Consider the following 19,940-nt stretch of genomic DNA (forward strand, 5'->3'; position numbering starts at 1 on the left):
GCTTAGGCCGTGGATCAGGCACCATAGCGGTCGAGAATCCGGCGGATCGGCTCGGCATAGGCCGGGTCCCAGTACCGCACATGCACCAGCAGCGGATACAGCAGATAGATCGGCCGGCGGTCGTTCCAGAAGCCGGGATCGAGTGGCGCCAGCTCGGCATAGCGGCGGAAAAAAATATCGTCGAAGGTGCCGAACAGGGTCGGGTAGGTCAGCTCCATCTCCGGATGGCCGCAGGAAATGGCCGGGTCGATGAAGGCCGTGATTCGGCCGTTCCGGTGCAGCAGGTTGCCGGTCCAGATGTCGCCATGCAGCAGCGCCGGGTGGCGCGGCTCCGACAGCAGCTCCTCGAGCCGACCGGCCAGCGTCTCCAGCCGGCGCAGGAGGGCGGCGTCAACCGTACCCTCGGCATGGCCGGCGCGGGCCATGTGCAGCAGGCGGTGGTCGCGGAAGAACGGCACCCAGCGATCGGCCGGGGGGTTCGGCTGCGGCAGCTTGCCGATGGTGGTGTCGCGGCCATAGCCAAAGCGTGGCCAGGCGGGCTCGTGCAGCGCCGCCAGCAGCTCGGCGGCGTGCAGCTGCGCCAACGCCGGGGGCGGCCCGGGCTCATGCTCGACATGCTCCAGCAGCAGCAGGCCCTCGTCGGCGTGCAGCAACGCCGGCAGCGGCAGGGCGGAATGCCGGGCCAGCTCGCCCAGCATCCAGGCTTCCAGCAGCAGCGGCCCGGCCCCGGCCTTGGCCACCACCCGGCCGCCATCGGCGAGGTCGACCCGCAGCACCGCGACGGTCGACCCGCCCGGCAGCGGCTCGGCCGCCACCGGCCGCACGCCGAGCGCGGCGGCGATCCGGTCGGCGAGGACAGGATCGAGGGCGGTCAGGAGCGGCATCCGGCAAAAATCTCCACGCGTTTCGCGGCTGCCATGGTGATATGGGCGGAGGCCCCGCCCGTCATCCGGAGCATCATGCTCGCATCGCCCTCCGTCTACGACAGCTGCGCCCTGCTGTTCGAGCAAGCCCCCGATTCTGGCGCAGCCGGCCAGGCCGCGGAAGAGGCCCGACGGTTTCTCGCGGCGTTCGGCCTGGCGCCGGACGGCAGCGACGAGGACGCGCGGACCGCGCGGCTGTTCCGACTGGCCGCGACGCTGGAGGCCAGCTTTGCGGTGCCGGCGATGGATTATCCCGGCCTGACCGTCCTCGGCGCCCGATTGCGCCGGCCTGCTGGCGACAGCGGCGCGGCGATCGCCGTGGACGGCGTGATCGGATGTGATCCGAGCCCGTGGCGGGCCTTCCAGAAGTGCATCGGCGAGGCGGCGGAGACGCTGGCCCTGGCCGCACCTGAGATCGGCGACGCCGCCCCGGACGGCGCGGCCGAGGCCATCGCCGCCCGCTTCGCCGGCCAGGTCGAGGCGCGGACCGGCTTGGCCTCGGATGCCGCGCTCGCGACGGCCCCGGCCGTCGCCGGGGTCGAGCTGGCGACCGGCCGGCCCGTGCTGGTGCCGCGGCCGCTGGTCTTCGGGCGGTCGGGCGGGCTGCGGGCCACGGTCCCGGTCAGCGAAGGCTGCGCCGCCGGCCCGACCTCCGAGGCCGCCGCCCGATCGGCCCTGTTCGAGCTGATCGAGCGGCACGTGGTGGCGCATTGGTGGCATGGCGGCCGCCCCGCCCGCCGGTTGCCGCCGGCGCTGATGGCTGCCGCGATCGGCTGGCTGCGTCCTGGGGCCGAGACGCCATGGCCGCGCCAGGGCTTCGCGCTGGAGCTCGACGCCGACGGCCTGCCGCTCGCCGTCGTCGCCGCGGCCTCGGTCAGCCCCATCCATGGCCTGGTCGCCCTGGGCTTCGCCGCCCGTCCCGGCCGGGCCGCCGCGCTGGACGCGGCCGTCCTGGAGATGATCCAATCCGAGATCGCCAACGACCTGCTGTTCCTCCGGCTGCGCCGCGCCGGGGCGGCGCCGGACCCGGTGGACCAGGAACGGCTCGCGGCGAGGCAAGCGCTGCGGCCCGAGGCGCTGCTGGCCACGACGGATGGCGAGGCCGCGGACAACGGCACCGACGGGCCGGACTCCTTGCCCGATCTCCCGGCCGCCCTGGCCCGGCGAAGCATCGCGGTTTTCCGGGTCGAGCTGACCGGGAAAGCTGGGATTCCCGTCGTGAAGCTGCTATCGCCGGAACTCCAGTCCTCCTCGTCCGCCGCGGTGACGGAAGGGCTGCGCCAGACGGCCTCACAGTTCGGGCGTCCGCTGAAGTGTTTGATCGATCGCCCGGCGATATTTAATAGTTTGTGAGCCCAGTCCGCTGCGGTTCCAATTGGTTGGGGGAAGGGAGACCGCGGATGGCGGTTCCGGCACTACGGAGCGTGAGGACTCCGGATCGGGAGGATATACCCGCGCCGGAGAAAGCTGGTGTAGAGCGTCTGCGGCTGTCGCTGGGCAATGGTTTCGATCTCCGCCTCGGAAATGGGGAGCGGATCGAGCTCGGCAGCCGCAAGTCCCAGGCAATCTTTGCCTTCGTCGCGCTGAGCGGCACGGCGATCGAGAGCCGCGAGCGCGTCGCCGGGGTGTTCTGGAGCGAGAGCGACGGCGATCATGCCCGCGGCTCGCTGCGGCAGTGCCTGAAGCAGCTGCGCGACAATCTCGACGCCGTCCGGCCGGGCATCGTCGAGATCGGGCGCCAGGACATCCGCATCCGGCGCGAATCCATCGAGATCGACCTTGAGCTGGTCGCCGCCGACCTGGCGAAGGGCATGCTGTCGTCGATCCTGGCGCTCGGCCAGGCCAATCCGGACCGCATCCTGACCGGGTTCGAGGATCTCGACCGGGAGTTCGCCTCCTGGCTCACCGTCTGCCGGCAGCAATGGCGCAAGACCTTCATCGGCGGCCTCGAGCGCATCCTGCGCGATCCGGCCTCGGGCGAGAAGATCGCCGCCGAGGCGGCCCATGCGCTGCTCGACATCGACCCGACGCATGAGGAGGCCTATCGCGTCCTGATCCTGCAGCAGGCGCTGCGCGGCAACATCGCGGCGGCGCTGAAGCTGTACAGCACGCTGTGGGACCTGCTGCAGAACGACTACGACATGGAGCCGTCGGACGAGACGCAGCGCCTGATCGTCGACATCAAGAAGGGCTCGTTCGACGGCACCGCCCCGCCGGCTTCGACGCCGGCCGAGGAGCAGTCGCGGCTGCCGATCATCGAGGTGGACCGCCTGAGTCCCGGCCTGCCCGAGGGTATCGACGACTATGTCGTCCACGGCTTCCGCAGCGAGCTGATCGCCAACCTGGTGCGGTTCCGCGAATGGATCGTGGTCGAGCCGCCGGAAGCGGCTCCCGCGGCCGGGGCGCCGCAGCAGGCCGACTACCGCCTGTCCACCGATTTCCGGCACAAGAACGACGATCTGCTGATCGTCGTCTCGCTGACCGAGCTGACCCGCAAGCGGTCGCTGTGGTCGGAGACCTTCTCGCTGGCGCTGCAGTCCTGGATGGACCAGCAGCGCCAGATCGCCCGCCGCGTGTCGGCGACGCTCGACATCCACATCTCGGCCAACGCCCTGTCGCGGCAGATCGGCGACCGCGACTTCGCGCACGGACCCTATATCCGCTGGCTGCGCGGCCAGTATCTGCTGAACTTCTGGGAGCCGCAGGCCGAATTCGAGGCCGAGGCGCTGTTCAAGGACGTGATCCGGGACTGGCCCAGCTTCGCCCCGGCCTATAGCGGCCTGGCGAACATCTACAACTCCCGGCACATCATCCTGCCGGGGGTGCGCCGCGACCGCGCCATGGCCGACGACGCGCTGGCGCTGGCCCGGCGGGCGGCGGAGCTGGACCCCCTGGATGCGCGCGGCCATCTGACCCTCGCCTGGTCGTATATGATGACGACGCGCTACCCGCAGGCCGACCTGCATCTGGAGCTGGCGCGCGACCTGAACCCGAGCAATCCGTCGGTGCTGATGTCGGCGGCGCAGGGCTTCGCCTTCGTCGACCGGACCGACATCGCGCTCGACCTCGTGGCCAATGCCTTCGAACTGAACCCGCTGATCCCGCCGCATCACTGGGCCTATCTCGCCGGCATCCGCTTCCTGCACGGCGACGTCACCGGCTGCGTCGAGGCCGCAGACCGGGCCGGGCAGTCGATCTTCAACATCCCGGCCTGGAAGGCGGCGGCCCTCGGCCAGCTCGGCAACGTCCGGCGGGCACAGGAGGAGGCGCGGCTCTTCCTGCGCAACGCCCGCGACACCTGGCATGGCGACGCCGAATGCACCGACGCCGCCATCGTCGAATGGTTCCTCAGCAGCTTCCCGATCCGCAATGTCGGGCGCTGGCGCGAGCTACGGGAAGGCCTGATCCTGGCCGGCCTTCCCGCGACCGACATCGGCGAGGAACAGCTGTACTGGCCTCACCGGCACTGACCGAAGCTGTAGTCGCCGACCCGGAAGTAGAACATGTCGATCGCCTTCAGCGCGTTCGGGTCGTTCTCCACCTGCAGCTTGTACTCGCCCGGCAGCGTGTAGCGGGGGGCCTTGGAATATTCCGCGATGCGCTGGCGCATCAGATCGGCCGGCGGCAGCACGACATAGACCGCGTCGTCGCGGCTGACGAAGCGGATCTCCTTCCCGGACGCGTGGAAGTCCTTCAGCTCGATGCCATGGTCCTTCAGCAGCTGCAGCGCTTCCTCGGTCGTATTCGGCCGCGGAATGTCGCCGATCGCCATGCCGACGATCAGCCGGCCAGCGGCCTCGCGGTCGGCCATCACCATCTCGATCGGCAGGATGTTGGTTTCATCGTTGTCTGTCACGGCTTGTCCTCCTTGTTCGAGCAATCTTGCTCTTCCATTGCATCGGCAGCCGGTGCCGGCGGCCGATGCCCCCCACCTCCGCATCGGCACCCGATGCGGAGGGCATCACCTTAGCGCAACCCCGCCATCAGACGCTGGCCTGGGAGATCGGCCGCGACGCCACCGCCGGAGGCGGCGGCGAGTCGACGAAGCCGATGATGTCGCGCATGCTGTCCGGCACGGCGCCGCCCTTGAACAGGACGCGGCTCCAGCGCCGGATCACGCCGGGCTCGACCAGCGTCGACGTGACCATCGAGGCAGCCAGGATCACCTGGCCGACGATCGCCGACCCCAGGGGACCAAGACGCCGCCCCTGATGGCGAACCTCCGCCTCGCGCATGATGTAGTAGAAGAGCGGCGTATCCTCGGCCAGGGCCTCGATCACGCCGTCCGGGGCATCGGCGAGAGGATTGCGCCGAGAGCGCGCATTCATGCCGGCAAGGCCGCCATCGTCGCCGCCCAGCAGCTCCTCCCGCGTCAAGGGCGCGATCCCCATCCGGCCCGCGAGATACTGGCCGCTCGGCATGCTGGACAGATAGGCGCGCGCCAGATCCCGGAACGGCAGCCCACCATAGCCTTCCTCATAGATCGGGTCGCCGCCGACCATGCGGCGCATGTCGTCATGCGCCATGGCCGCCATCGTGTAGAGCTGGGCGGTCACCCAGGGGCCGATCAGGTGCGACTTGTTCTCGTCGCCGCCCGTCTCTTGCGGGAAGAACAGATCCCAGCCGAGAATCCAGTCGTTCGGGATCGGGCAGCCCGGGACCTTGCCGCCGGGGACCAGGGCGCCGCGGCGGAACGTCATCAGCCCCTTCAGGCTGGTCTCGTCCAGCAGCAGCGCCCGGTTGAGCCGGTAGGCCGGCCGGATCATGGCGTGGCCGAAGCGGAAGGCGGCCATGATGAACTCGGCCGGCAGCGGCGTATCCGCATCGGCGGCGAGGCGCCGGCCGAAGCCGCCCAGGGCCTGCAGCCCGTCGGACCGGACATAGCGCTGCCAGATCTCGGGATCGAGCAGGTGCCCGAGATAGTCGTTCCGCACCACGGACCGGTAGGTGGTGATCACCAGGGCCCGGGCGATCTCGAACACCTCGTGGTCCGACGGGCAGTGCGGCGAGGCCAGGATGGCGTCGACGATGCGGTTGTGGAAGCGGTGGAACAGGACCGTGATCTGCGACAGGATCAGGTTGTTGTCGTTGCGGATGTCGCCGACCAGCGGTTCGACCGGGCATTGCCGCGGCACGTCCTGTGCCGCCGGATGGACGTCGGTCGCGTTCGAGGCCGCGTCGACGCAGGCGATCATCGCCAGGTCGCGCGGCTGCGGCGCCTTGGCCGACGCCGGATCGCCGGGCACCTCCGGCACCGACTCGTCCCAGGTCCGGCCGCCGGTATAGCCGACCCGCAGCTTCAGCCGCAGCGCATCGGGGCCGCCGGTGCGCTGCTGGTACAGCATCGGCGACCGGAACGGCCCGCCGCGATACAGGCAGTCGAGATCGAGCGCCGGGCTGGCCCAGAGCGGCCCCGCCACCGCCGAGCGCGAGAGCGTGCCGAGATCGGTGAAGGTCAGGTCGTGCGCGATCAGCTGGCCGAGATAGGTGTAGCCGGCGGGGACGTCCGGGTTGAGCGTCTCCGGCCCGGCGACGAGCCCGTCCAGATACATCTTGCGGGCCAGGCGCTGCAGCGCGTCCATGACCAGGGCCTGCGGCTGCAGGCCCAGCCGGCCGGCCTCCTGCGCCAGGCGCCAGCCGAAGATGCCCTCGGGCGGCGGCGGGCTGCCTTCGAAATAGGTCTCGGCCCGCTCGATCCCCTGCGTCAGTGCGGCGCTACGCTGGCCGGCCCCTGCGAAACCTGAGCCATGCACGATCGTTTCCTCCCTGCTCGGTGCACCGCGATCCGTCTTTGTCGCCGGAGCATTTAGGAGCCGGACCGTGATCGGATCGTGATTCCCAATGTGGGCATTTCCGGGGCTGGCAGCCGCCCGGTTCAGCCCCGCTGGTCGAGGCTGAGCGGATAGCGCAGCGGGTGGTGGCTGGAGAAGGTCATGTTCACCGGCCGCCCTTGCGGGTCGTAGGCGATCTGCTCGATCGTCAGCACCGCGGCGGGCGGCACCAGCTCCAGGAGATCCGCCTCCTCCGCATTCGCCAGCCGGGCGCTCATCGTGGTGCGGCCGCGGTCGGGACGCAGCCGGTAGCGGTCGCGCACCTCGGCATAAAGCGAGCGGTTGCCGGTCGACCAGTCGAGGTCGAGGATCCCCGGCACCAGCCGGGCGGCGAACCAGTCCTGGGTCAGCACCACCGGCTGGCGGTCCAGGCAGCGCAGCCGCTTCAGCATCACCACATCGGCGCCGAGCGGCAGGAACAGCGGCCGCGCCACCTCCGCCGGCGCGCGGCAGACATAGCCCTCGATCAGCCGGCTGGTCGGCGTCCGGCCATGCGCCTCGGCGATGGCGGTGAAGCTGCGCAGCAGGTGCAGCTCATAGGTCTCCTCGCGCCGCGCCACGAAGAAGCCGCGGCCGGGATGGCTGTGCAGCCAGCCTTCCTGCACCAGCTCGCGCACCGCCTGGCGCACGGTGATGCGGCTGACGCCGTACTGCTTCTCCAGCTCGCGCTCCGACGCCAGCTTGGCATCGGTGCCGAGCTCGCCGCGCTCGATCTGCCCGCGCAGCCGCTGCTTGATCTGGCGGTACAGGGGCTGCGGGTCGTCGCGCCGCAGCCCGTCGCCGGCGGGTCCGTCGCTGAGGGGGCCGTCGGTCATGGTACGCGGAAGGGCCTCTCGGGCAGGGCGGAGATCACCCTCGCTGCATACACGCAAAACCGGGCTCCCGCCACAATTGACATGACTGGTTATAACCAGTCATAACTTTGCCGGTTCGCGGGAGGCACCATGAAACTGACCCTGGTCGGCGGCGGCGGCGTCCGCGCCCCTCTGTTCATCGAATCGGCGCTGCGCCGGGCGGAGTGGAGCAACCTGACCGAGCTGTGCCTGCTCGATATCGACGAGCCTCGGCTGGAGCTGTTCGGCGGGCTGGGCGCCGAGATCGCCCGGCGCGAGAGATCCCCGGTCAAAATCACCACCAGCCTGGATCCGGAGCGCGCGCTGGACGGCGCCGGCTACGTCGTGACCACGGTCCGGCCGGGGCTGGAGGAAGGCCGGATCAAGGACGAGCGGATCGCCCTGGCGCTTGGCGTGCTGGGCCAAGAGACGACCGGGCCGGGCGGCTTCGCCATGGCGCTGCGGAGCATCCCGACCATCCTGGGTTATGCCGACCTGCTGCAGCGGGTCAGCCCCGACGCCTGGCTGTTCAACTTCACCAACCCGGCCGGCCTCGTGACCCAGGCGCTGCGAGATGCCGGCCACGACCGCACCATCGGCATCTGCGACGGCGCCAATGCCGCCCAGTCGGCCGTGGCGCGCTGGTTCGACGTGCCCGAGAAGGCGGTGCGCACCGAGGTGTTCGGCCTGAACCACCTGTCCTTCACCCGCCGCGCCGAGATCGGCGGCGAGGACGTGCTGCCGCGCCTGCTGGCCGACGACGCCTTCCTGGCCGCCTCGGCCCAGAAGGTGTTCAGCCCGCGCGTGGTCCGCCGCCATGGAATGTGGATCAACGAGTACCTCTATTACTTCTACTATGCCGAGAAGGCGGTCGAGGCGATCCGGTCGGACGTTCGGACGCGGGGCGAGGAAGTGCTCGACCTGAACCATGGGCTGATCGAGCAGTTGACGGCGCTGGACTGGCGCCGCAACCCGGACAAGGCGCTGGAGGCCTATTACGCCTACGCCCACCGCCGCAACGCCACCTACATGCATTACGCCCAGGAGGGGGCGCCGAGCATGGAGGAGGCCGACCGGGCCCTGGCCGCCGGCGCCCATGCGCCGCTGGGCGACGAGGGCGAGGGCTATGCCGGCGTCGCCCTGGACCTGGTGGACGCGCTGGAGACCGGCAAGCCGCTGTACAGCGGGCTGAACGTGCCGAACCAGGGCGCCATCGAGGGGCTGCGCGACGAGGACGTGGTCGAGGTCAGCTGCGTCGTCGACCGCGACGGTGTGCGGCCGCTGCCGATCGGGCCGATGCCGGAGGCGCAGGCCCAGCTGGTGCACGACATCAAGCGCTATGAGCGGCTGGCGGTGCAGGCGATCCGCGAGCGCGACCGCGACCTGGCGGTCGAGGCGCTGGTGGCGCATCCGCTGGTGCTGTCCTATTCCCGGGCCGAGGCGCTGGTCGACGAATACCTCACCGCCCACGCCCCCTATGTCGGCAACTGGCCATGACCGGCCCGGGACAGGGCGACTGCGACGTCGTCGTGGTCGGCGAATACTACTGGGACCTGATCTTCACCGGCCTGCCCGAGGTGCCGCGGCTGGGCGCCGACCTGTTCGCCCGCGACTTCGCCACCCTGCCCGGCGCCAGCTTCACCACTGCCACGGCGCTGCACCGGCTGGGGCTGCGCACCGCCTGGGCAGCCGATTTCGGCACCGACCTGTTCAGCCATCTGGCGCTGGACGCGGCCCGCAAGGAGGGGCTGGACGACCGGCTGTTCCGCCGGCTGGACCATCCGCTGGAGCGGGTCAGCGCCGCCTTCTCCTTCGCCCATGACCGCGGCTTCGTCAGCTACGCCGTGCGCGACGACCTGCCGCCGACGCCCGAGGCGCTGGCTGCGGCCGCGCCCAAGGCGCTGCTGCTGCAGAGCTTCCGCCTGCAGCCGGAGCTGCTGGCCCTGGCCCGGGCGGCGAAGCGGCAGGGCGTGCTGGTCTATCTCGACTGCCAGCACGTGCCGCACAAGATCGACTCGCTCGGCGTGGCCGAGCTGTTCCGCGAGATCGACGTCTTCGCCCCGAACGAATCCGAGGCCCTCGCCTTCACCGGCGCGCCGGATGTGAGCGCGGCCCTGGAGCGGCTGTCGGCGATGGTGCCGACCGTGCTGGTCAAGCGCGGCGCCGCCGGCGCCATCGGCGTCAGCCGGGGCGAGCGTTGCGCCGTGCCGGCCCCGGCGGTGACCGTGGTCGACACCACCGGCGCCGGCGACAGCTTCAACGCCGGCTTCCTCTACGGCCGGCTGCGCGGCTTCGACTTCCGCGACAGCCTGGCCCTGGCCGCCTGCTGCGGCGCGCTGGCCACCACCGATTACGGCGGCCGGGCGCTGCCGCGCGAGGCCGAGCTGCTGGCGCTGATCCGAGACGAGGCTCCGGCCTCCGTACGCTAAGCCTTGGTCCGGCCAGGGCCGGACCGGGAGCGGCGGGACCAACCCGCCCGGTAACGACAAGAGATTTCAAACAGGGGCTTGAAACGGAGGGACCCGTGAAGATTGCCACCCTATCCCTGACCGCCGCGCTGGCCGCTTTCGCCGCCGCCGGGACCGGGGCCGATGCCGAGGCCGCGACGGTGAAGCTGTTCTGCGGCGCCACCGATTACGACCTGTGCAGCAGCGCCGCCGAGGCCTGGGCCAAGCGGAGCGGCAACGCCGTCTCGATCAACAAGATGCCGGCGTCCTGGGACGACGCCGTGCCGCTGTACCAGCAGATGCTGGCGGCGAAGTCGACCGATGTCGACGTGCTGGTGATCGACGTGATCTGGATGGGCATGCTGAAGAACCATCTGCTCGACCTCGGCACGATGGTGCCGAAGGAGGAGGTGGCGGCGCATTTCCCGACCACGATCGACGCCGCGACCATCGATGGCCAGCTGCTGGCCCTGCCCTGGTACATGGACACCGGCCTGATCTTCTACCGCAAGGACCTGCTGGAGAAGTACGGCAAGGCGGTGCCGAAGACCTGGGCCGAGCTGACCGAAACCGCCAAGGCGGTGCAGGACGGCGAGCGCAAGGCCGGCGACGCCGACATGTGGGGCTTCGTCTGGCAGGGCAAATCCTATGAGGGGCTGACCTGCGACGCCATCGAATGGGTCGCCAGCACCGGCGGCGGCACCATCATCGACGCCAAGGGTGACGTCACCATCGATAACCCGAAGGCAGCCCAGGCGCTGGCCCTGGCGCATGGCTGGATCGACACGATCAGCCCGCAGGGCGTGCTGGGCTATGACGAGGAGAGCTCCCGCGCCGTGTTCGAGAGCGGCAAGGCGGTGTTCCTCCGCAACTGGCCCTATGTTTGGGGCACCTCGCAGGCCGCGGGCGGCGCCCTGGTCGGCAAGGTCGGGGTGGCGGCGCTGCCGGTCGGCGCCGCCGGCGAGAAGTCGAGCGGCTGCCTGGGGCCGGCCTATCTCGGCGTGTCGAAATACTCCGAGAACAAGGACGCGGCGGTCAGCCTGATCCGCTACATGACCGGCGCCGCCGACCAGAAGCGCCGGGCGATCCAGGGCGCCTACAACCCGACCGTCTCGGCGCTGTATGAGGATCCGGAGGTGCTGGCCAAGCTGCCCTTCCTGAAGGACACCGAGGCCGCCTTCGCCGACAGCGTCGCCCGCCCCTCCGCCGCCACCGGCGCCAGCTACAACCGGGTGTCGCAGGCCTTCTCGAAGTCGGTGCACGCGGTGCTGACCGGCGACGAGCAGCCCGCCGCCGCCGTGGCTGCGCTGGCCAAGGAGCTGGATCGCCTGCGCCAGCGGGCGAAGTGGTGATCGTCGCGAAGAGCTGAGCAGGTGCTGTCTCCTTCGACCAGCCCTTCCCTTTTAGTCTCCCCTCCCCTTGCGGGCTACGGGATGCACGAAAGTGATTTGCGTGTGGAGGGAGGTGTGATTCAAGGCGAAGTCAAGCCGAGAGGAGACTTTGCCGTGACGTTTGGGCTGGGCGACATCCGGGTGGCAGCGCGAGCCGAGTGGTTGATCGAGCAGATCGTGGCGACGGGATCGCTGGTGGTGCGCGAGCTTGGCGGGACGCGGGCCGGAGAGATGGCGGTGCACCGGTTTTTGTCGTCGCCGTACAGCTCGGTGGAAGGGATCGTGGAGACGCTGGCGTCGCGGACAGCCCAGCAGTGTGTGGGGCGCCGGGTGGTGGCGATCCAGGATACGAGCGAGGTCAACTTCAAGGGTCGGGCGGCCAAGCGGCGCGGGCTGGGTCCTGGGGGCAACGGGAAGGACCCCGGCTTCTTCCTGCATCCGGTGATTGCGGTGGATGTGGAGGAAGAGGCGGTGATCGGCCTGGTCGGGGCCCAGATCTGGACGCGAGGCTCGGTGCCGGTGGGCGAGCGGCGTGGCCGGGCCCTGGCGGAAAAGGAATCGATGCGCTGGCACGACGGCTGCACCACCGCGGCCCGGGTGCTGGCCGAGGCGGCGGCGGTGACGATGATCGCCGACCGCGAGAGCGACATCTGGGAGCTGTTCACCGAGCGCCCGGACAATCTCGACCTGATCCTCCGGTCGGCGCAGAACCGCAGCCTGGCCGGCGGCGGCCGGCTGTTCGCCGCCCTGGACGATGCCCCGGAGCTGACGCGCCGCCGCATCCTGGTGCCGCCGAGCCGACCGGGCGAGCGCAGCCGTGAAGCGACCCTCGCGATCAAGGCGGGCAGCGTGCAGATCGCCCGTCCGAAGAGCCGCAAGGCCGAACCGGGCGCGGTGCGCACCGTAACCCTGACGCTGGTCCAGGCCATCGAGATCGATCCGCCCGACCCGAAGCAGGCCATCGCCTGGCGCCTGCTCACCACCCATCCCGCCGACGGCGCCGACGCCGCCACCGAGATCATCGATCTCTATCGCCTGCGCTGGCGCATCGAGCAGGTCTTTCGTGCCCTCAAGAGCGATGGCCTGGGCCTCGAAGACACTCAACTCGCCGATGCCGAGCGGCTGTTCATCCTCGCCGCCATGGGCTTGGCCGCCGCAGTCCGCACCCTGCAACTCGTCGATGCCCGCGACGGCAGCCCCAGGCCGGCCACCGACGTGGTCGATCCCGACCTCCTCGCTCCACTTGCCGCCATCTCTCGATCCCTCGAAGGCAACACCCCGCGCCAGAAGAACCCCCATGCCCCCACCAGCCTCGCCTTCCTCTCCTGGGTCACCGCTCGCCTCGGCGGATGGAACTGCTACGGCAAGCCACCGGGTCCCAAAACCATGCACAATGGATGGAAACGGCTCGCCCCTATGCTCCATGGCTATGCCCTCGCAACACAGGCAAAACTTCCGTGAATCCCGTAGCCCCTTGCGGGAGGGGGGCAGGGGGAGGGGTCTGCGCGCGTCCGCGCGCGAATGGTCTTGGCCACGTGCACCAGCCGCACTGACCTCCTCAATTTCATCGCCGGCTCAGGCCGAGAGAACCCCCTCCCCCTAACCCCCTCCCGCAAGGGGAGGGGGGACTCGACTGGGGAGCGTCCTCGATGACCGGCCGGATCGCCCGATCGCATCGGCGGGCGGGGTGGCTGTTCCTGGCGCCGACGCTGGCGGCGCTGACTCTGGTGGCGCTGTGGCCGCTGCTGCGCACGCTGTTCTTCTCGACCACCGACGCCACCCTGGACGACCCGACCAATTACGGCTTCGTCTGGCTCGACAACTTCATCGACGTCGCCCGTGACCCGCAATGGTGGCGGGCGGTCGAGAACACGCTGGTCTTCACCATCGTCTCGGTGGCGCTGGAGACGCTGCTGGGCCTCGCCATCGCCCTGCTGCTGAACGAGGCGATCCCCGGCCGCGGCGTTCTGCGCGCCGCCATCCTGGTGCCGTGGTCGATCCCGGTCGTGGTCTCGGCTAAGATCTGGGAATGGCTGCTGCACGACCAGTTCGGCATCATCAACCGCCTGCTGATCGACCTGCATCTGATCGACAAGGGCGTGGCCTGGACCGCCGACCCGTCGCTGGCGCTGGGCGTCGTCATCTTCGTCGATGTCTGGATCACCACGCCCTTCATGGTGCTGCTGATCCTGGCCGGGCTGCAGCTGATCCCGGCCGAGATCCACGAGGCGGCACGGGTCGACGGCGTGTCGTGGGGAAAGCGCCTGACCTCGATCACCCTGCCGATGCTGCGGGTGCCGATCGGCGTCGCCGTGCTGTTCCGCACCCTCGACGCGCTGCGCATGTTCGACCTGAGCTACGTCCTCGGCGGCAATGGCGACCCGACCATGACCATGACGATCTATGCCCGCAACCAGCTGGTCAGCTTCCAGGAACTGGGCTACGGCTCGGCCGCGTCGACCTGGGTGTTCCTGCTGATCGCCCTGATCGCCATCGTCATCATCGGCGCGATCCGGCTGGACCGGACGAGCATCCGATGACCGTCGCGGCCGCCCCCACTTTGGCCCGGACCGCCGCCCGGTATCGCCGGCGCCGGCTGCTGAAGACCGTCGGGCTCGGCTGCGCCGTCATCCTGGTGCTGGTCTACACCCTGTTCCCCTATTACTGGGCGATCGTGTCCTCGCTGAAGACCGGGGCGTCGCTGTTCGAGGCGACGCTGCTGCCGGCCTTCGACCTGATCTACTACAAGGCGCTGCTGCACGACCCGGTGTTCCTGGGCTCGATCGTCAACTCGCTGATCGTCGCCGGCTCGGCCACCGGGATCTCGCTGCTGCTCGCCATCGGCGCCGCCTATGCGCTCGGCCGGCTGGACTTCCCGCTGCGGCGGACGGTGCTGCTGCTGATCCTGATGATCTCGATCTTCCCGCAGATCGTGGTGCTGTCCGGGATGTTCGAGCTGGTGCGCTGGTTCGGCCTGTACAACCGGATCGGGTCGCTGACCTTCGCCTATCTGATCTTCACCCTGCCCTTCACCGTCTGGGTGCTGACCGGCTTCATCCAGGACATCCCGCGCGAGCTGGAGGAGGCGGCGCTGATGGACGGCGCCAGCCGCGGCCGGGTGCTGGTCAGCGTGCTGCTGCCGCTGATGGGCCCGGCCCTGGCCTCGACCGGCCTCCTGGCCTTCATCCAGGCCTGGAACGAGTTCCTGTTCGCCCTGACCTTCATCCTGTCGGACGAGAACCGGACCGTGCCGGTGGCGATCGCCACCATTTCCGGCGGCAGCCGCTACGAGTACCCCTTCGGCCCGATCATGGCGGCCTCGGTGGTGGTGACGCTGCCGCTGATCGTCCTGGTGCTGATCTTCCAGCGCAAGATCGTCGCTGGCCTGACCGCCGGGGCGATCAAGGGGTAGGCCTCAGCCGCGGACGACCAGCCCGGCGATCACCTCGGCAGCCTCGATCCGGCCCTTCAGCGCGTGGCGACCGCCGTCGCGGAACTCGATCCAGCCTTCGTTGAAGCCGTCGAGCATGCGGATGCGCGGCACCGGGTTCTTCATGCCCTGCGAGCGGAACAGGCCCTCCCAGATCTCGCGCGGCACCGGCTCGGCCCGCACCGGCTTGCCGAGGGTGGCGGCGAAGGCGGCGGCCAAGTCGTCCGGCGACACCCGGCGCGGCCCCTCCAGCTCGGCCACGCGCTGGCCCGCCCAGTCCTCGCGGATCAGCTCTGCCGCGACGCGTCCGATATCCGCGGTCGCGACCATCGGCACCGGCCGATTGGTCGGCGCCAGGAAGCTGTGGATCACGCCCTCGTCGCGCGCCGAGGCCACGTCCCAGGCCGCGTTCTCGACGAACCAGGCCGGCCGCAGGATCGTCAGCGGCAGGAACACGCGGCGTAGCGCCGCCTCCTGCAGCGTGCGCTGCGACAGCAGGTTGTCCTGCGCGGCATCGGCGCCGATGGTCGAGAGGGCGAGCACCCGGCCCGGCCGGGCAGCCTGCAGCGCCTGCACCACCGCCGCGATCACCCGGCGCGCCTCGGGATAGCCGGGCTCCGGGTCGAAGTCCGAGGGCGGCAGGATGAAGACGGCCGTCGCCCCGGCGAATGCCTTGGTAAGGGCGGCCGCATCCGCCATGTCGGCGAGAGCGACCTCGCAGCCCTGCGCCGCCCAGTCCTCGCCCTTGCGCGCATCGCGCAGCACGGCGCGCACCGCCTCCCCGGCGGCCAGCAGATGCCGGGCGAGCGCGCCGCCCACCTGGCCGGTGATTCCCGTGATCGCGTACATCCTGATCTCCTTCAGCGGATGCCGAAGATCTAGGCGCGCCGGATCGTTGCCGTGAGCGCCATTGAGTCATAAGACTGGTGACTCAGAATCAACGGAGGGAGCGATGGCCTTCGACGGACGGGTGATCTCGACGATCGGCGTGTTGGCCGCGGTTGTGGAAGGCGGCAGCTTCGCCCGCGCGGCCGAGGCGCTGGGCCTGTCCCGCTCCGGCGTCAGCCGGGCGGTGGCGCGGCTGGAGGCGCGGGTCGGGGTGCGGCTGCTGGACCGCACCACCCGGGCCGTCGCCCTGACCGACGAAGGCCGCCGCCTCTATTCCGAGATCGCACCGCTGCTGACCGGGATCGAGGACGCGGTGACCGTCACCTCCGGCTCCGCCATCGCCGTGCGCGGCCGGCTGCGGGTGAATGTCGATGCCTTCTTCTCGCGCCTGCTGTTCACGCCGCATATCCCGGAGTTCCTGTCGCTTTACCCGGACCTCACCCTCGAGCTGGTGGCCAAGGACCAGCTCGGCGACCTGGTGGGCGAAGGCTTCGACATCGCCGTGCGCTTCGGCCACCCGCCGGACTCCGCACTGGTGTCGCGCAAGCTGCTGGAGACGCGGACGATCACCGTGGCCTCGCCGGCCTATGTCGCCGCGCATGGCCGGCCGCTGGTCCCGGCCGACCTGGCCCGCCACGCCTGCATCCAGGTGCGCGACTCCGCCTCCGGCCAGCCGATCGACACCTGGCCGTACCGGCGCGGCGCCGAGGCGGTGGAGGTGCGAGCGACGGGCCGGCTGATGGTGGCGGAGTTCGGCACCATGCTCGGTGCCTGTCTGGAGGGGGTGGGCATCGCCCGGGTCAAGGCGATCGGCGTGCAGCGGCTGATCGACCGGGGCGAGCTGGTCGAGCTGCTGCCGGACTGGACCGGCGAGAGCTTCCCGCTGCACGCGCTGTACCCGTCGCGCCACCTGCCCCCGGCCAAGGTGCGCGCCTTCATCGACTTCGTGCAGTCGCGCCTGGGGCCGGGCGCCGCAGCAGCGGCACAGGACGCCGCCTAGACCGCCCGGGCGAGGTACGCCGGCGCAGCCTCCGCCGAGTCCACGATCAGCCGGCCGAGCTCGCGCGCGCAGGGCAAGGTGGTGCCGGGACGCCAGATCAGGGCGAACTCCACCTCCGGCAGGGGCGGCAGGCCGTGGCGGCCGTCGAGGATCTTCATCCCCGGCTCGATCTCGTCGCGGGCGATCATCGAGGCGGCCAGCCCGGCCAGCACCGCCGCCCGCAGCCCGTGCTGGTTGCCCGAGGTGAAGCCGACATGCCACTCGACGGCCGAAGCGGTGATGGCGTCGACGGCGATGGCGCGGCAGGGGCAGGGCGGCGGGGCAAGGGCGAGCGGCAGCGACGTACCCGCCGTCCAGTCGAAGCCCTCGGCCGCGGCCCAGACGAACTGCGTCCGCCGCAGCACCGTGCCGCCGGTCTCGCCCGGCAGGGACATCACCACGGCGAGGTCGAGCTCGCCCGCCTCGACCTTGGCGCGCAGGTCCAGGCAGACGCTGACCGCCACCTCCAGCCGCACCTGGGGGAAATCGCGGGCATAGCGGCGCAGCAGCAACGGCAGCCGGTCGCCCATGAAGTTCTCCGGCACGCCGAAGCGGACGACGCCGGAAACCGCGGAGGGCAGGAAGCGACGGGTCAGCATGTCCTGCGCCTGCAGGATCTGCTCGGCATGGCGCAGGAACTCCTGGCCGTCCTCGGTCAGCAGCAGCTTGCGCGTGGTCCGGAGCAGCAGCGGCCGGCCCACCTGCTCCTCCAGCCGCCGGATCTGGTGGCTGACCGCCGACTGGGTCAGGTGCAGCCGTTCGGCCGCACGGGTGAAGCCGCCGGCATCGTGGACGGCAACGAAGGCGCGCAGCAGGGCGGGGTCGAAATCCATAGGCTAAATATATGATGGCGGAAAATGGACGCCACAAAATTAAATCATTTCCATCATGAAAGCGGATTGGCCAGAGTCGGATCCAGGCCTGATCAAGCGGCCCCACCCCACACCCTCCGCCGCGCCGGCACCGGTTCGCGCAAGCCCTTTGCGCGGCGGCGCGGCTTGTCGCTTCGAGAGAGGATCATGGCTCTTTCACCCTCCGCCCGGAACATGGCCGCCCTGGTCGGCGTCTGCCTGGCTGCGCTGATGTTCGGCCTCGAGATCTCCAGCGTGCCGGTGATCCTGCCGACGCTGGAGACCGCGCTGCCTGCCGATTTCCGCGGGCTGCAATGGATCATGAACGCCTACACCATCGCCTGCACCACGGTGCTGATGGCAACCGGCACCCTGGCCGACCGCTACGGCCGCAAGCGCGTCTTCACCATCACCACCATCGCCTTCGGCGCCACCTCGCTGATGTGCGGCCTGGCCGACGACGTGTCGCTGCTGATCGCCGCCCGCTTCCTGCAGGGCCTGGCCGGCGGCGCCATGCTCACCTGCGTGATCGCGATCATCTCGCATCAATTCCAGGACGAGCGCGAGCGCGGCCGCGCCTTCACCGCCTGGGGCGTGATCAGCGGCATCGGCCTCGGCTTCGGCCCGATCATCGGCGGGCTGATCGCCAGCTGGTCGAGCTGGCACTGGGTGTTCCTGGTCCATGTGCCGCTGACCGTGCTGGCGCTGATCCCGGCCCTGATCGGCATCCGCGAATCGCGCGACCCGCACGCCCAGAAGCTGGACGTCGCCGGCATCGTCACCCTGACCCTGGCGGTGTTCGGCTTGGCCTTCCTGATCACCCAGGCGACAGAGCTGGACCGCACCACCGCGATCGGCCTTGCCGTGCTGACCGTGGCCGCCTTCACCGCCTTCGTGGTGGCGGAGCGGATCAGCCCGCATCCGATGTTCGATTTCTCGGTGTTCCGCATCCGCCGGTTCAGCGGCGCGATCATCGGCTGCATCGGCATGAACTGGTGCTACTGGCCGTTCATGATCTACCTGCCGATCTACTTCCAGGGCGGACTGGGCCTCGACAGCCGGGCGGTGGGTTTCCTGCTGCTGGCCTACACCATCCCGTTCCTGGTGATGCCGCCGCTGGCCGACCGCCTGCTGCAGCGCGGCGGCCCGCGCCTGGTGATCCCGCTCGGCATGGCCACGATGGGCACCGGCTTCCTGCTGATGTGGTTCGGCAGCTGCGTCGCGCAGGCCGGCTGGCTGACCGTGCTGCCCGGCACGCTGCTGGCCGGCATCGGGCTCGGCCTGACCAACACGTCGGTGACCAACACCACCACCGGCTCGGTCCCCGCCAACCGGGCGGGCATGGCGTCCGGCATCGACATCAGCGCCCGGCTGATCACGCTGGCCATCAACATCGCCATGATGGGGCTGATCCTGGTGGAAGGGATCCGCTGGTCCCTACCGGACGCCCTGTCCGGCGTCCTCGACGCCTCGCAGATGCAGGCGCTGGCCGCTTCCGTCGCCGCGGGCAACCTCGCCGCGCTGCCGCAAACCTACCCGGCGCTGGCGACGCTGGATCCGACGGGAGCCGCCGCCCACGCCGCGCTGGTCGACGGCTTCGGCTGGGTGATGCTGTATGGCGGCATCGGCGCCTGGGCGTTGGCCGCCGTCAGCTTCGCGATCTTCGGCCCGCGCCGGTCGTGCCGGGCGCTGACCGCGGAAGCGTGAGGCCGTCGATCAGCGCCACCAGCACCGCGCGGCACTCCGCCGGATCGGCCCCGCCGACGATGGCGAGCGCAGCGCGGTCATAAGCGGCGCCCAGCAACTGGGCGGCGGCATCCAGCGGCAACGGGCGCAGCGCCCCGGCCGCCATCGCCGCCGCCAGCCCTTCGCGCAGCGTCCGGCCGCCATGCCGGGCGTCGATCTGGTCCAGCCTCTCGCGACCCAGCACGGCCGGAGCCTCGATCAGCAACAGACGGGTCCGGCCCGGCACCGCCATGGCCCGGAGGAAGGCGTCGCCGCCCTCCAGCAGCGCCTCGAGCGGCGGCAGGCCAGCCGGCGCGGCGTGCTCGACCTCCTCCGCCACCGCCGCGGCCTCCGACTCCACCACGGCCTGGAACAGTGCCTGCTTGTCGGCGAAGTGGTGATACAGCGCCCCGCGGGTGACCCCGGCCGCGGCCACCAGCTCCGGCGTCCCGGTCTCGGCATAGCCGCGCTCGACGAACAACCCGCGCGCCGCCGCGATCAGCGCGGCCTGGGTCCGGTCCGAGCGGTCCCGGTTGCTCCGGCGGCCCTCCTGTTGCATACATGCAGCCTGTATGTTAATTA

The 19,940-nt window shown here is 70.3% G+C and carries 17 protein-coding genes; 10 read left to right on the plus strand and 7 right to left on the minus strand.

Annotated elements, in window-relative coordinates; genetic code table 11:
* Positions 1 to 14 precede the first annotated feature (14 nt).
* Complete coding sequence (locus QFZ27_RS02635) at positions 15 to 884, minus strand: fructosamine kinase family protein (RefSeq protein WP_429224529.1); 870 nt, start codon at positions 882 to 884, stop codon at positions 15 to 17.
* 75 nt (positions 885 to 959) lie between these two features.
* Here QFZ27_RS02635 and QFZ27_RS02640 point away from each other — a divergent pair, with 75 nt between their 5' ends.
* Positions 960 to 2,276, plus strand: a complete 1,317-nt coding sequence (locus QFZ27_RS02640) for a YcaO-like family protein (protein ID WP_429224530.1) — start codon at positions 960 to 962, stop codon at positions 2,274 to 2,276.
* Between the two features lie 47 nt (positions 2,277 to 2,323).
* On the plus strand, positions 2,324 to 4,393 hold the full coding sequence (locus QFZ27_RS02645) for a BTAD domain-containing putative transcriptional regulator (RefSeq protein WP_429224531.1): 2,070 nt from the start codon (positions 2,324 to 2,326) through the stop codon (positions 4,391 to 4,393).
* Here QFZ27_RS02645 and QFZ27_RS02650 read toward each other — a convergent pair.
* From QFZ27_RS02650 to QFZ27_RS02660, 3 genes are all read right to left on the minus strand, one after another.
* Positions 4,381 to 4,779 carry a hypothetical protein gene (locus tag QFZ27_RS02650; protein WP_429224532.1) on the minus strand — a complete coding sequence of 133 codons (399 nt, stop codon included), beginning with the start codon at positions 4,777 to 4,779 and terminating at the stop codon, positions 4,381 to 4,383. The two genes, QFZ27_RS02645 and QFZ27_RS02650, sit on opposite strands and share 13 nt — an antisense overlap.
* A 127-nt stretch (positions 4,780 to 4,906) precedes the next feature.
* A complete protein-coding gene (locus QFZ27_RS02655; RefSeq protein ID WP_429224533.1) occupies positions 4,907 to 6,676 on the minus strand; it encodes a peroxidase family protein in 1,770 nt (589 codons plus the stop codon).
* 122 nt (positions 6,677 to 6,798) lie between these two features.
* The gene (locus QFZ27_RS02660; RefSeq protein WP_429224534.1) at positions 6,799 to 7,569 is read right to left on the minus strand and encodes a GntR family transcriptional regulator; all 771 of its coding nucleotides are present in this window, start codon (positions 7,567 to 7,569) and stop codon (positions 6,799 to 6,801) included.
* A gap of 129 nt (positions 7,570 to 7,698) precedes the next feature.
* Here QFZ27_RS02660 and QFZ27_RS02665 point away from each other — a divergent pair, with 129 nt between their 5' ends.
* The 6 genes from QFZ27_RS02665 to QFZ27_RS02690 all read left to right on the plus strand — a co-directional run bounded on the left by QFZ27_RS02665 (position 7,699) and on the right by QFZ27_RS02690 (position 14,837).
* The gene (locus QFZ27_RS02665) at positions 7,699 to 9,084 is read left to right on the plus strand and encodes a family 4 glycosyl hydrolase (RefSeq protein ID WP_429224535.1); all 1,386 of its coding nucleotides are present in this window, start codon (positions 7,699 to 7,701) and stop codon (positions 9,082 to 9,084) included.
* Positions 9,081 to 10,016 carry a carbohydrate kinase family protein gene (locus QFZ27_RS02670; protein ID WP_429224536.1) on the plus strand — a complete coding sequence of 312 codons (936 nt, stop codon included), beginning with the start codon at positions 9,081 to 9,083 and terminating at the stop codon, positions 10,014 to 10,016. Before QFZ27_RS02665 ends, QFZ27_RS02670 begins: the two co-directional genes overlap by 4 nt.
* A 95-nt stretch (positions 10,017 to 10,111) precedes the next feature.
* Positions 10,112 to 11,386 (plus strand): ABC transporter substrate-binding protein, encoded by a 1,275-nt coding sequence (locus tag QFZ27_RS02675; RefSeq protein WP_429224537.1) that lies wholly within the window; start codon positions 10,112 to 10,114, stop codon positions 11,384 to 11,386.
* 153 nt (positions 11,387 to 11,539) lie between these two features.
* Positions 11,540 to 12,886 carry an IS4 family transposase gene (locus QFZ27_RS02680; RefSeq protein WP_429224333.1) on the plus strand — a complete coding sequence of 449 codons (1,347 nt, stop codon included), beginning with the start codon at positions 11,540 to 11,542 and terminating at the stop codon, positions 12,884 to 12,886.
* Between the two features lie 188 nt (positions 12,887 to 13,074).
* Positions 13,075 to 13,965 carry a carbohydrate ABC transporter permease gene (locus tag QFZ27_RS02685; protein WP_429224538.1) on the plus strand — a complete coding sequence of 297 codons (891 nt, stop codon included), beginning with the start codon at positions 13,075 to 13,077 and terminating at the stop codon, positions 13,963 to 13,965.
* Positions 13,962 to 14,837 (plus strand): carbohydrate ABC transporter permease, encoded by an 876-nt coding sequence (locus QFZ27_RS02690; protein WP_429224539.1) that lies wholly within the window; start codon positions 13,962 to 13,964, stop codon positions 14,835 to 14,837. The genes QFZ27_RS02685 and QFZ27_RS02690 overlap by 4 nt, the downstream gene beginning before the upstream one ends.
* 3 nt (positions 14,838 to 14,840) lie before the next feature.
* Here QFZ27_RS02690 and QFZ27_RS02695 read toward each other — a convergent pair whose 3' ends face one another.
* The gene (locus QFZ27_RS02695) at positions 14,841 to 15,704 is read right to left on the minus strand and encodes an NAD(P)H-binding protein (protein ID WP_429224540.1); all 864 of its coding nucleotides are present in this window, start codon (positions 15,702 to 15,704) and stop codon (positions 14,841 to 14,843) included.
* A gap of 103 nt (positions 15,705 to 15,807) precedes the next feature.
* On the opposite strand from QFZ27_RS02695, the gene QFZ27_RS02700 reads away from it, so the two are divergent.
* Complete coding sequence (locus tag QFZ27_RS02700; RefSeq protein ID WP_429224541.1) at positions 15,808 to 16,743, plus strand: LysR family transcriptional regulator; 936 nt, start codon at positions 15,808 to 15,810, stop codon at positions 16,741 to 16,743.
* On the opposite strand, the gene QFZ27_RS02705 is transcribed toward QFZ27_RS02700, so the two are convergent.
* Positions 16,740 to 17,615 (minus strand): LysR family transcriptional regulator, encoded by an 876-nt coding sequence (locus QFZ27_RS02705; protein ID WP_429224542.1) that lies wholly within the window; start codon positions 17,613 to 17,615, stop codon positions 16,740 to 16,742. The genes QFZ27_RS02700 and QFZ27_RS02705 overlap by 4 nt on opposite strands.
* Before the next feature lie 186 nt (positions 17,616 to 17,801).
* On the opposite strand from QFZ27_RS02705, the gene QFZ27_RS02710 reads away from it, so the two are divergent.
* Positions 17,802 to 19,340, plus strand: a complete 1,539-nt coding sequence (locus QFZ27_RS02710) for an MFS transporter (protein WP_429224543.1) — start codon at positions 17,802 to 17,804, stop codon at positions 19,338 to 19,340.
* Here the strand turns inward: QFZ27_RS02710 and QFZ27_RS02715 are convergent.
* Entirely contained in the window at positions 19,282 to 19,917 is a 636-nt protein-coding gene (locus QFZ27_RS02715; protein ID WP_429224544.1) for a TetR/AcrR family transcriptional regulator, read from the minus strand. The genes QFZ27_RS02710 and QFZ27_RS02715 overlap by 59 nt on opposite strands.
* Positions 19,918 to 19,940: the final 23 nt, after the last annotated feature.

The sequence above is a fragment of the Inquilinus ginsengisoli genome, assembly GCF_050434925.1.
GTDB classification, from domain to species: domain Bacteria; phylum Pseudomonadota; class Alphaproteobacteria; order DSM-16000; family Inquilinaceae; genus Inquilinus; species Inquilinus ginsengisoli_B.